This window comes from Tabrizicola caldifontis (genome assembly GCF_004762095.1).
GTDB classification, from domain to species: domain Bacteria; phylum Pseudomonadota; class Alphaproteobacteria; order Rhodobacterales; family Rhodobacteraceae; genus Tabrizicola; species Tabrizicola caldifontis.
In genome coordinates, this window is record NZ_SIJH01000010.1 from 111466 (window position 1) to 123880 (window position 12415).

Annotated in this window: 9 protein-coding genes; all 9 read left to right on the forward strand. The window is 67.3% G+C overall.

Features of this window, described 5'->3' with window-relative positions:
- The first annotated feature begins 161 nt into the window (after window positions 1–161).
- The 9 genes from EYB42_RS10130 to EYB42_RS10170 all read left to right on the forward strand — a co-directional run bounded on the left by EYB42_RS10130 (window position 162) and on the right by EYB42_RS10170 (window position 12344).
- Window positions 162–1490: a sensor histidine kinase gene (locus EYB42_RS10130; protein ID WP_135449983.1), complete on the forward strand. Its 1329-nt coding sequence runs from the start codon at window positions 162–164 to the stop codon at window positions 1488–1490.
- Window positions 1487–2473: an NADH-quinone oxidoreductase subunit B family protein gene (locus EYB42_RS10135; RefSeq protein WP_135449984.1), complete on the forward strand. Its 987-nt coding sequence runs from the start codon at window positions 1487–1489 to the stop codon at window positions 2471–2473. Before EYB42_RS10130 ends, EYB42_RS10135 begins: the two co-directional genes overlap by 4 nt.
- A complete protein-coding gene (locus EYB42_RS10140; RefSeq protein WP_135449985.1) occupies window positions 2470–3882 on the forward strand; it encodes a nickel-dependent hydrogenase large subunit in 1413 nt (470 codons plus the stop codon). The genes EYB42_RS10135 and EYB42_RS10140 overlap by 4 nt, the downstream gene beginning before the upstream one ends.
- Window positions 3883–3945: 63 nt before the next feature.
- A complete protein-coding gene (hypF, locus tag EYB42_RS10145) occupies window positions 3946–6180 on the forward strand; it encodes a carbamoyltransferase HypF (protein ID WP_135449986.1) in 2235 nt (744 codons plus the stop codon).
- Window positions 6181–6370: 190 nt separating this feature from the next.
- Window positions 6371–7456, forward strand: a complete 1086-nt coding sequence (locus EYB42_RS10150; RefSeq protein WP_135449987.1) for a hydrogenase small subunit — start codon at window positions 6371–6373, stop codon at window positions 7454–7456.
- 3 nt (window positions 7457–7459) lie between these two features.
- Complete coding sequence (locus EYB42_RS10155; protein WP_135449988.1) at window positions 7460–9253, forward strand: nickel-dependent hydrogenase large subunit; 1794 nt, start codon at window positions 7460–7462, stop codon at window positions 9251–9253.
- 15 nt (window positions 9254–9268) lie between these two features.
- Window positions 9269–9841, forward strand: a complete 573-nt coding sequence (locus EYB42_RS10160; protein ID WP_135449989.1) for a HupE/UreJ family protein — start codon at window positions 9269–9271, stop codon at window positions 9839–9841.
- Window positions 9842–9845: 4 nt separating this feature from the next.
- A complete protein-coding gene (gene cybH / locus EYB42_RS10165; protein WP_135449990.1) occupies window positions 9846–10586 on the forward strand; it encodes a Ni/Fe-hydrogenase, b-type cytochrome subunit in 741 nt (246 codons plus the stop codon).
- 99 nt (window positions 10587–10685) lie between these two features.
- A complete protein-coding gene (locus EYB42_RS10170) occupies window positions 10686–12344 on the forward strand; it encodes a thiamine pyrophosphate-dependent enzyme (protein ID WP_135449991.1) in 1659 nt (552 codons plus the stop codon).
- Window positions 12345–12415: the final 71 nt, after the last annotated feature.

Here is a 12415-nt window from a genome sequence, read left to right on the forward strand (position 1 = left end):
CAGGCGAAAGCAGGGGTATGGCTTGCCTGGGTCCGGAAAAAATTGGAAAGAAGATGTCCATTCTGGCTGGAAGTCGGAAGGCTTGCTTCCGTTCGGCCCTGTGGGCCTGGACTGTGCCATTCCTGCTTCTCAGGATGCGGCAGCAAGACTAGATTCGTTTCATGGCCACTCATCCGCACCCCCCGGGTTCCGACAGCCCCGCGAAATTCTCGGACGACGCCTGGGTCGAGGTGTTGTCCGCGATGGACCGGACCTATGCCGATCTGGTCAGCTATCAGGAGCAACTGGAACGCCAGAATGCCGAGTTGCAGGAGATGCGGACCTTCCTCACGGCGATCCTATCCTCGGTGTCCGATGTGCTGATCGTGGCAGACCGCGGGGCGCGGGTCGCGCGGGTCAGCCGGTCGGTCGAGGCGCTGACCGGGGCGGGCGAGGCGGCGCTGGGCGGGCGGCCGCTGGTGGGGCTGTTCGCCGAAGCGGCCCGCGAGGCGGTGGAGGCGACGCTGGCGCGCGTGCGCGACAGCCGCAAGAGGGCGCAGGTCGAGGCCGAGCTGCTTACTGCGGGCGGAGTGGAGCCGCTGGACCTTTGGGTCGCGCCCAGGCTGGACGACCGTGGCCGGGTGGATGGGTTCGTGCTGTCCGGCCGACTCTTGGGCGCCTTGCGCAAGGCCTATGCCGAACTGTCAGAAAGCCATGACGCGCTGAAGACGGCGCAGGCCCAACTGGTGCGCAACGAGAAGCTGGCCAGCCTCGGGCGGCTTCTGGCCGGAGTGGCGCATGAACTGAACAACCCGATCAGCTTTGTCTATGCCAATGCGCATGCGCTGGAGCGCTATGCAGGCAAGTTCGAGACCTACTTCGCGCGTGTGCAGGAGGGGGCGAGCCGCGAGGAACTGATCGCGCTACGGCAGGAGTTGCGCCTTGACCGCGAGGTGGCGAACCTGCGCACGGCCATCGAAGGCGCAAGGGAAGGCGCCGAGCGGGTGCGCGATATCGTGGAGGATCTGCGGCGGCTCTCTTCGGACGGGTCGGGGGTGGCGGTGGTCTTTGACCTCGCGCAGACCGCGCGCACGGCGGCGGAATGGGTGATGCGGGGGATGAAACAGCCTGTGGTGCTGACGATCGAGACCGAGCCGGTGCAGGTGCTGGGCCGGCCCGGGCATGTGCAGCAGGTGGTGATGAACCTGGTTCAGAACGCGGTCGATGCGCTGGAAGGTCAGGCGGGCGCAGCGATCCGCCTGACCGTGCGTCCCGACGGCGACCGCGCGGTTCTGACCGTTTCCGACAACGGACCCGGTGTGCCAGAGGCGCTGCGGCCGGCGATCTTTGACCCCTTCTTCACCACCAAGCCGGTCGGGCGTGGCACCGGACTGGGCCTGTCGATCAGCCACAAGATCTCCGAGGAACATGGCGGCACGCTGACCCTGTGCGATGCGGGTCCTGGCGCTTGTTTCCGTCTGTACCTGCCGCGGGCCGAGGGGGGCGCATGACCAACGTCCTTTGGCTTCAGGCCTCGGGCTGCGGCGGCTGCACAATGTCGCTGCTGTGCGCCGAAAGCCCCGACCTGATCGAAACGCTGGAGGATGCCGGGATCCGGCTGTTGTGGCACCCGGCGCTGTCGGTGGAGACGGGGGCCGAGGCGCGGGCGCTGCTGGAGGATGTGGCGGCAGGAAGGGTTCTCCTGGACATCCTGTGTGTCGAGGGCGCGATTGCCCGAGGCCCGGCAGGAACCGGGCGGTTCCAGATGCTTTCGGTGACGGGCGAAAGCGTCATGGCCTGGGTCGCCCGACTGGCGCCGGTCGCGGGCCATGTGGTGGCTGTGGGATCATGCGCGGCCTATGGCGGGGTGACTGCGGCGGGGGGCAATCCGACCGATGCGGTGGGGCTGCAATATGATGGTGCCCATCCCGGGGGGCTGTTGGCCGAGGGCTGGCGGTCGCGCGCGGGTAGGCCGGTCATCAATGTCGCGGGCTGCCCCACGCATCCGGGCTGGGTGCTGGAGACGCTGATGCTGCTTGCTTCGGGTGAGGCGGTGGCGCTGGACGGGATGGGGCGGCCCCGGTTCTTTGCCGACCATCTGGTACATCACGGCTGCCCGAAGAACGAGTTCTACGAATACAAGGCCAGCGCGCGCGAACTGTCGGAAATCGGCTGCATGATGGAGAACCTGGGCTGCATCGGCACGCAGGCCGTGGGCGACTGCAACATCCGGCCGTGGAACGGGGAAGGATCCTGCACCCGGGGCGGATACCCGTGCATCAACTGCACCGCGCCGCGCTTCGAGGATCCGGCGCATGCCTTCGTGGAAACCCCGAAGATCGCAGGCATCCCGGTTGGCCTGCCAACCGACATGCCCAAGGCCTGGTTCATGGCGCTGGCCTCGCTGTCGAAGGCTGCCACGCCCGAGCGGATCGGGCGGAACGCGCGGGCCGACCGGGTGGTGGTGCCGCCCACCTTGCGCAGGCCGAAATGACGCGGCTGGTGATGGGCCCGTTCAACCGGGTCGAGGGCGATCTGGAAGTGACGCTGGACGTGGTAGATGGCCGGGTGGCCGAGGCGCGGGTCAATGCGCCGCTCTTTCGCGGGTTCGAGCGGATGCTGGAGGGGCGCGATCCGCGCGATGCGCTGGTGATAACGCCGCGCATCTGCGGCATCTGTTCAGTCAGCCAGTCGGCGGCGGCGGCGCAGGCACTGGCCGCGGCGATGGGGCTGGTGCCCGCGCCCGCCGGTGCGGCGATGGCAGCCTTGATCCATGCGGCCGAGAACGTGGCGGATCACCTGACGCATTTCCACCTGTTCTTCATGCCGGATTTCGCCCGCCCCGAATATGCCGGACGCCCATGGCACGAGCGGGCGGTCGAGCGGTTCACGGCAATGGAGGGTAGTGCACAGCGCCGTGCGGTGCAGGCGCGTGCCGAGCTGCTGCACGTCATGGGGCTTCTGGCCGGGAAATGGCCGCATACGCTGGCGATCCAGCCCGGGGGGGTGACGCGCGCGCCGGGGGTGCGGGAAAAGGCACGGCTGGCGGCAACCTTGCGCGCCTTCCGCCGCTATCTTGAGGAGGTGCTGTTCGGTGGCTCGCTGGGCGCTTTCGCGGCGCTGGCGACTGTTGATGACCTGCTGGCCTGGGGGCGGGGCGACGTGGGCCTTTTCCTGGAAATCGCCGCCGATCTGGGGCTGGAGCGGATGGGCGGCGGGTCGGGGCGCTACATGTCCTTCGGGGCCTATCCGCTGGCGACCGGGCCAGTCCTTGCGCGCGGCGTCTGGGACGGGAAGCTGCGCCCCCTGGACGAAGCCGCGATCGCCGAGGATCTGAGCCATGCCTGGATGAAGGGCGCCACGGCGCATCCGCGTGAAGGCCGGACCGAGCCGGACGAGTCGATGGCATCCCCGGCCTACAGCTGGTGCAAGGCGCCGCGACTGGCCGGCCAGACTGTCGAAGTCGGCGCACTTGCGCGGCAAGTGGTGGACGGACATCCCCTGGCGCGGGCTCTGTCCGGCGGCGGTGTGCTGGCGCGGGTGACGGGGCGGCTGCTGGAAATCGCACGGACACAGGAGGTGATGGAACGACTGATCGCCGGGATCGTGCCGGGGGCGGAATACATGGCGCGGGGCCACCTTCCCCGGCAGGGAGAGGGCGCGGGGCTGGTCGAGGCTGCGCGCGGGTCGCTGGGCCACTGGCTGCGGATCGAGGGGGGCCGCATCGCGGGCTATCAGATCATCGCACCAACGACATGGAATTTTTCGCCGCGCGATGGCTCGGGCGTGCCCGGGCCGCTGGAGGCGGCGCTGGTGGGGCTGGAGGTGGCGGGCGATGTGCCGCTGTCGGTGCAGCATGTGGTGCGCAGCTTCGATCCCTGCATGGTCTGCACGGTGCATTGACAGGAAGCCACGGACCGGGGGGCACACCCCCGGACCCCCGTGGAGTATTTGGGTAAGGAGCAAGTGCCAGAGGCGGTTGCGGTCAGGGTTCGGGGACAGGTGCAGGGGGTCGGGTTCCGGCCCTTCATCTGGCAGCTCGCGCACGAGTTCGGGTTGCGCGGTCGGGTCTGGAACGATGCACAGGGCGTCGGGATCGAAGCCGCCGGGACGGGCATTGATGCCTTCGTCGCGGCGATTTCCGCCCGGGCGCCGAAACTCGCCCGGGTCGATGCGGTGGAGGTGTCCCCCTTCGCGGGCGACCTGCCCGAGGGGTTCGAGATTGCCGAAAGCCGGGGCAAGGGGGCCGAGACCCGGGTGACGCCGGATGCCGCGACCTGCCCCGACTGTGCTGCCGAAATCCGGGCTGATGGGCGGCGACGTTCCTATGCCTTCACCAACTGCACCCATTGCGGGCCGCGTTTCACCATCCTGAAGGATTTGCCCTACGACCGCGCGCAAACCACGATGGCGGCCTTCCCGATGTGCCCCGAGTGCCGGGCTGAATATGTCGATCCTGCCGACCGCCGCTTTCACGCGCAGCCGGTGGCCTGTCCGGCCTGCGGCCCCCGCCTCTGGCTGGAGGTGGCAGGCGCCGAAGTGCCGGGCGATCCGGTGGCGCTGGCGGTTGCGCGGCTGAGGGCGGGCGAGGTGCTGGCGGTCAAGGGTCTGGGCGGGTTCCATCTGGCCTGCGATGCGGCCGATACGGCGGCGTTGGCGCGGCTGCGGGCGCGCAAGCACCGGCCGACGAAACCTTTTGCGCTGATGGGGCACGTGGCGGCCTTGGACCGGGTGGCGGTGCTGTCCGAGCCCGATCTGGACCTGTTGTGCGACGCGGCTGCGCCGATCGTGCTTGTGCCGTCACGTCGGGTGCTGCCGGAAGACGTCGCTCCGGGCATGGCCAACCTTGGGGTGATGCTGCCCTATACACCTTTGCATCACCTTTTGTGCGATGCCTTCGGGGGCGTGCTGGTGATGACCAGTGGCAACCTGTCGGGCGAGCCGCAGGTGGTGGACAACGACGAGGCGCGGGCCAAGCTTTCGGCCTTTGCGGATGCCTTCCTCATGCACGACCGGGCGATCGCCCGCCGTCTGGACGACAGCGTAGAGCGCTCAAGTCCTCCCATGGTCCTGCGCCGGGCGCGGGGACGCGTGCCTGGCACGCTGCCCCTGCCGGCCGGCTTCGAGGGCTGCCCGCAGGTGCTGGCGCTGGGTGGGCAGATGAAAGGGGCGATCTGCCTGGTCAAGAATGGCGAGGCACTGCTTGGCCACCATCTGGGCGATCTGGACGATGCCCTGTGTGCCGAGGAATTCGGCAAGGCGGTAGCCGACTACACTGCGCTGTTCGATCATCGCCCCGCCCTGGTGGCGGTGGATGCCCATCCCGGCTATCGCGCCTCGCAGGAAGGTCGTGCCATGGGTATGCCGGTCGCAGAGGTGTTCCATCACCATGCCCATCTGGCGGCCTGCCTTGCCGAAAACCTCTGGCCGCTTGACGGCGGACGGGTGGCGGGCATCGTGTTGGACGGTGCCGGTCTAGGCCCCGACGGCACGATCTGGGGCGGCGAACTTCTGCTGGGCGATTACCGGGGTTTCGAGCGGCGGGCCTCGCTTGTGCCGGCACCTCTGCCGGGAGGCGACCGGGCGGCGCGCGAGCCGTGGCGGAATGCGCTTGTGCGGCTGGATCAGGCGGGGCTTTCCTCCTGGGCGGATGCGCTGTTTCCCGGCCAGCCGCGCGATCTGTTGCGGCAGGCGGTGGCGGCTGGGGTGAACGCGCCCATGTCGACCAGTGCCGGGCGGCTGTTCGATGCCTTCGCGGCGGTGCTGGGGATCTGTCCGGGCGGCATCAGCCACGAGGGCGAGGCAGCGATGCGGCTGGAGGCAACTGCCGATGAGGCGGGCGATGGTCTGCCATTCGCCCTTGTGGACGGGAAGATCGACCCTGCGGCGATCTGGGCCCCGGTGCAGGCGGCACTGGCGGCCGGCACGACGCGGGCCGTGTTGGCCTGGCGTTTTCATGCGGGCCTTGCGCGGGCCTTCGCGCGGGCCGCGCGCGCGTTGGTGGAAACAGGAGAAGCGCGGGCCGTCGCGCTGTCGGGCGGTTGTTTCCAGAATGCGTTGTTGCTGGATCTGACGCGTCGTGCGCTGGGCGAGGTGCCGGTGCTGACCCACCGGCTGACGCCCGCGAATGACGGCGGGCTTGCGCTGGGGCAGGCGGTGATCGCCGCGGCACAGGCGCTTGCCGAGGCGGAAAGCATCTGACCGGCATCGGCGCCCGCCGGAAAGGCCGCAACCGGCCCGATTGATGCGAGCCGCCCGCAAGGTGCTGAAAATCAACAGGGAAAAGAAGGCACCTGCTACGGGAAGTTTCCTTTGTATGCCGCAGCACACCCTGCTTCCCTGAGACAGGATAGGGGCGCGTGCCCCCGAAAAGACAAGGGAGGTGCCAGTCTTGAGCCAGATCGAAACCTTCTACGAGGTCATGCGCCGGCAGGGGATCACCCGGCGCAGTTTCCTGAAATACTGTGCGCTGACGGCAAGCGCGCTGGGCCTTGGCCCGGCCTTCGTTCCGAAGATCGCTCATGCGATGGAAACGAAGCCGCGCACTCCCGTCATCTGGGTCAACGGGCTGGAATGTACCTGCTGTTCGGAAAGCTTCATCCGCGGCGCGCATCCCTTGGCCAAGGATGTGGTGCTGTCGATGATCAGCCTGGATTACAGCCATGTCCTGATGGCGGCAGCGGGCCATGCGGCCGAGGCCGCGATGGAAGAGGCGATGGAGACGCACCGGGGCAATTACATTCTTGCCGTCGAGGGGAACCCGCCCCTGAACGAGGACGGGATGTTCTGCATCGTCGGCGGCAAGCCCTTCGTGGACAAGCTGAAGCGCGCCGCAGAAGGCGCGAAGGCGGTGATCGCCTGGGGCGCCTGCGCCTCTTACGGCTGCGTGCAGGCGGCCAAACCCAACCCGACGCAGGCCACGCCGGTCCACAAGGTCATCACGGACAAGCCGATCATCAAGATCCCCGGCTGCCCGCCGATTGCCGAGGTGATGACCGGAGTCATCACCTACATGCTGACTTTCGACCGCCTGCCCGAACTGGACCGCCAAGGCCGTCCGGCAATGTTCTACGGCCAGCGCATCCATGACAAATGCTATCGTCGCCCGCATTTCGACGCCGGCCAGTTCGTCGAGCACTGGGACGACGAAAACGCGCGCAAGGGTTTCTGCCTGTACAAGATGGGCTGCAAGGGGCCGACGACCTACAACGCCTGTTCGACCGTCGGATGGAACGAGGGCGTCAGCTTCCCGATCCAGTCGGGCCACGGCTGCATCGGCTGTTCCGAGGACGGGTTCTGGGATCAGGGGACGTTCTACGACCGGCTGACCAACATCAAGCAGTTCGGGATCGAGGCCAATGCCGACAAGGTCGGCATGACCGCCGCCGGCGTGGTCGGTGGCGCGGTGGCCGTGCATGCGGCGATTTCCGCGCTGAAGCGGGCGCAGAAGAAGACCCAGGACAAGGTGGAGGGCTAGGCCATGACGATCAACACGCCGAACGGCTTCAGCCTCGATACCTCGGGCAAGCGCATCGTGGTCGATCCGGTCACCCGGATCGAGGGCCACATGCGCTGCGAGGTCAACGTGGACGATCAGGGGGTGATCCGCAACGCGGTCTCGACCGGGACGATGTGGCGCGGGCTGGAGGTGATCCTGAAGGGCCGCGACCCGCGCGACGCCTGGGCCTTCACCGAGCGGATCTGCGGCGTCTGCACCGGGACCCATGCGCTGACATCGGTTCGCGCGGTCGAGGATGCCCTGGGGATCACCATCCCCGAGAACGCGAACTCGATCCGCAACATGATGCAGCTGAACCTGCAAATCCATGACCATGTCGTGCATTTCTACCACCTGCACGCGCTGGATTGGGTGAACCCTGTCAATGCCTTGCGGGCCGATCCCAAGGCGACGTCCGAACTTCAGCAGGCGGTCAGCCCTGCGCATCCGCTGTCCAGCCCCGGCTATTTCCGCGACGTGCAGAACCGGCTGAAGGCCTTCGTGGAGTCGGGGCAACTCGGCATCTTCAAGAACGGCTACTGGGACAACCCGGCCTACAAGCTGCCGCCCGAGGCCGACCTTATGGCCACGACCCACTATCTTGAGGCGCTGGATCTGCAGAAGGAGATTGTGAAGATCCACACGATCTTCGGCGGCAAGAACCCGCATCCGAACTGGCTGGTGGGGGGGGTGCCGTGCCCGATCAACGTCCATTCCACCGGCGCGGTGGGCGCGATCAACATGGAGCGGCTGAACCATGTCAGCAGCATCATCGACCAGTGCCTGACCTTCGTCCGCAACGTCTATCTGCCCGACGTGGTGGCGATCGGCGGCTTCTACAAGGATTGGCTCTATGGCGGGGGCCTGAGCGGCAAGTCGGTGCTGGCCTATGGCGACATTCCCGAAAACGCCAATGATTTCAGCCCGGAGCAGCTGTATCTTCCGCGCGGGGCGATCATCAACGGCAACCTGAACGAGGTGCAGGACGTCGATGTCCGCGACCCGGAGCAGGTGCAGGAATTCGTTGATCATTCGTGGTACGACTATGGCGAGCCGGGCAAGGGGCTGCACCCGTGGGACGGGGTCACAAGCCCTAAGTTCGAGCTTGGCGCCGCGACCAAGGGCAGTCGCACCGACATTCAGGAAATCGACGAGGCGGCGAAATACAGCTGGATCAAGGCGCCGCGCTGGCGGGGTCACGCGATGGAGGTGGGCCCCCTGGCCCGCTATGTCGTGGGCTATGCCAAGGGGCATGAGGACATCCGGAACCAGGTCGAGGGCCTTCTGCGGACGATGAACCTGCCGGTCTCGGCGCTGTTCTCGACGCTGGGCCGCACGGCGGCACGGGCGCTGGAGGCGGAATACTGTGCGCGATTGCAGAAGCACTTCTTCGACAAGCTCGTGCAGAACATCAAGAACGGCGACGAAAGCACGGCAAACATTGCAAAATGGGACCCGTCCACCTGGCCGAAAGAGGCGAAGGGCGTCGGCATGACCGAGGCCCCGCGCGGGGCGCTGGGCCATTGGGTCAAGATCAAGGATGGCCGGATCGACAATTACCAATGCGTCGTGCCGACCACCTGGAACGGCTCGCCGCGTGACTCTGCCGGAAATATAGGCGCTTTCGAGGCCAGCCTGATGGAAACCCGGATGGAGCGCCCCGAAGAGCCGGTCGAGATCCTGCGCACGCTTCACAGCTTCGATCCCTGTCTGGCATGTTCGACCCATGTCATGTCGCCCGACGGTCAGGAACTGACCCGGGTCAAGGTCCGCTAACGGAGGAACCCCCAGATGAAGAAACTCGCAACTGCCGCCGTCCTTGCCACCCTTGCCGGACCGGCGCTGGCCCATACCGGGCATGGAGACGCGAACGGGTTCCTGCACGGGCTGGAGCATCCGATCCTGGGCATGGATCACCTTCTGGCCATGCTGGCCGTGGGCCTCTGGTCGGGCTTCGTGCTGCCCGCCCGCTTCTGGGCGGGGGCCGCGGCCTTTCTGGGCGCCATGGGGATCGGCGCGGGCGCCAGCTGGGCCGGGGTCGGCTATCCGATGGTGGAAGGGGTGATCGTCGCCTCGGTTCTGGCCTTCGGGCTGCTGACGCTGGTCAGCCGCCGGGGGCAGGCGGGCTGGATCACCGGCGCGTCGCTGGCCGCCATCGCGGTCTTTGCCAGCGCCCATGGCCATGCCCATGCGACGGAAGCGGCGGGCAATGCCTTCGCCTATCTGGCTGGCTTCCTGATCTCGACCGCCGCCCTGCATCTGGCCGGGGTCGGGATCGCCCGCGCGGTCGCGGCGCGGCCGGTGGTGCAGCAGGCCATGGGGGCGGGGATTGCCCTCTCGGGCCTCTGGCTGATGGCGGGGTGAGGTCATGTCCAGCCCCACGACCAACGTCCCAGCGCATGACGTGGCACCCGAGGATCTGGCCACGGTCGCGCGTCAGACTAGCGTCTATGTCTACGAGGCGCCGGTGCGCATCTGGCACTGGGTCAACGCCGCCGCGATCCTGGTGCTGATCGTCACCGGCTATTTCATCGGCTCGCCGCCGCCCACGATGATGATCGGCGAGGCCTACGAGCAGTTCGTCTTCGGCTACATCCGGTTTGCCCATTTTGCGGCCGGCTGGGTGCTGGCGATCGGGTTCCTTGGCCGGATCTACTGGGCCTTCTTCGGCAACCACCACTCGCGCCAGCTGTTCTATGTGCCCTTCTGGTCCGCGACCTTCTGGGCCGAGGTCTGGTTCGAGATCCGCTGGTATCTGCTCCTGGCGAAGGAGCCGAAGAAGTATGTCGGCCACAATCCCTTGGCGCAGCTTGCGATGTTTTTCTTCATCACGCTGGGCGTGAGTTTCATGATCGTCACCGGCTTTGCGCTTTATGCCGAGGGTGCGCAGGAAGGCAGCCTGACGCATGACCTCTTCGGCTGGGTGCATGGCCTGACCTGGAACAGCCAGCGTCTGCACACGCTGCACCATCTGGGGATGTGGTGGATCGTGATCTTCATGGTCATCCACATCTACGTGGCGATCCGCGAGGATATCATGAGCCGCCAGTCGATTGTTTCGACGATGATTTCCGGCACCCGGACCTTCAAGGACGACCGGCCGGACTGATCCTGCGGGACAGGGTGAAGGGGCGCGGGCCGGGCCTTGCGCCCCTTTCGCTTTGGCGGTTCCCGGTGCATGGTGCGGCCCGGAAGACGGGAGGCGGCGATGCGCAACGGTGGACAGCTTCTGGTGCAGAGCCTGGTGGGGCTGGGGGCGACCAAGGCCTTCGGCGTGCCGGGGGAAAGCTATCTGGCGGTGCTGGATGCGCTGCATGACACGCGGGGCGTGCTGGACTATGTGCTCTGCCGGCACGAGGGGGGCGCGGCCTTCATGGCGGCGGCCTGGGGCAAGCTGACGGGTAGCCCCGGCATCTGCATGGTCACCCGCGGGCCGGGGGCGACGAACGCCTCGATCGGGGTGCATACGGCGATGCAGGATTCGGCGCCGATGATCCTGTTCGTGGGCCAGGTCGGGACCGACATGCGCGGGCGCGAGGCGTTTCAGGAACTCGACTACCGGGCGGTCTTCGGCACCATGGCGAAATGGGTGGTGGAGATCGACCGGGCCGAGCGCATCCCCGAGCTTCTGTCGCGGGCCTGGGTGACGGCGGTTTCCGGGCGGCCGGGGCCGGTGGTGGTGGCGCTGCCCGAGGACATGCTGACCAGCCTGACCGATATGACGCCGCTGCCGGGGCCAGTTGTCGTGCATGAGCCGGCGCCGACCGCGGCGGCGGTCGAAGCGGCGCTGGCGGTGCTGGCGGGGGCCGAGCGGCCGCTGATCCTGCTTGGCGGCTGCAACTGGACGGCTGCGGGCCGGGCGGCGCTGGAAAGGTTCGCAGGGGCCTCGGACATACCGGTGGTCGCGGCCTTCCGCTATCAGGATCGGTTCGACAACCATGCCGAAGTCTATGCAGGCGAGGCCGGGGTGGGAATGCCCACCCATGTGAAGGATCTGATCCGTCGGGCAGACACGATACTGGCGGTGAATGTGCGCTTCGGCGAGATGACGACCGACGGCTATACGCTGCTGGAAGTGCCGACCCCGCATCAGCGATTGATCCATGTGCATGGCGAAGCGGGCGAGCTGGGCAAGATCTATCGGCCCGAGGTGGCGATCCAGGCGGGACCGAATGCCTTTGCCGAAGCCCTCCGCCCGGTTCAGGGGGGCTGGGCCGACTGGCGGGCGTGGGCGCGGGCGGGATATCTGGCGTCGCTGAAACTGGGGCCCTTGCCCTCTCCGGTCGATATGGGGGTGGTCACGGCGCATCTGCGGCAGGTGCTGCCGGGGGATGCAATCGTCACCAACGGGGCGGGGAATTTCGCGGTCTGGCCGAACAAGTTCCTGCAATACGGGCCACTTGGCCGGTTGCTGGCGCCGCAGTCGGGTGCCATGGGCTATGGCGTGCCGGCCGCGATCGCTGCGAAGGTGGCGCATCCCGATAGGCTTGTGGTCTGCTTTGCGGGCGACGGCGATTTCCAGATGACGGCGCAGGAGCTGGCCACTGCCCGGCAGGAGGGTGCGCAGCCGGTGATCCTGATCCTCAACAACGGCATCTATGGAACGATCCGAGCGCATCAGGAACGGGAATACCCGGCGCGGGTGTCGGGGACGGAAATGATCAACCCCGATTTCGTGTTGCTGGCGCGTGCCCATGGCTTTCACGCCGAGCGGGTGGAGACGACCGAAGCCTTCGCTGGGGCCTTTGCCCGTGCCGTCGCCTCGCCCACGGGCGCGGTGCTGGATCTGGCGATCTCGCCAGAGGCACTGACCCCGCGTGCGTCACTGAGCGCGATCCGTGCGGCGGCGCTGGCACGGCAGGGCTGAACCCGTGGCAGATCATCGATGACTTTGTCACGCCTCGCGGTCGGCACGCTGACGAAAAGACGCAGTCGGAC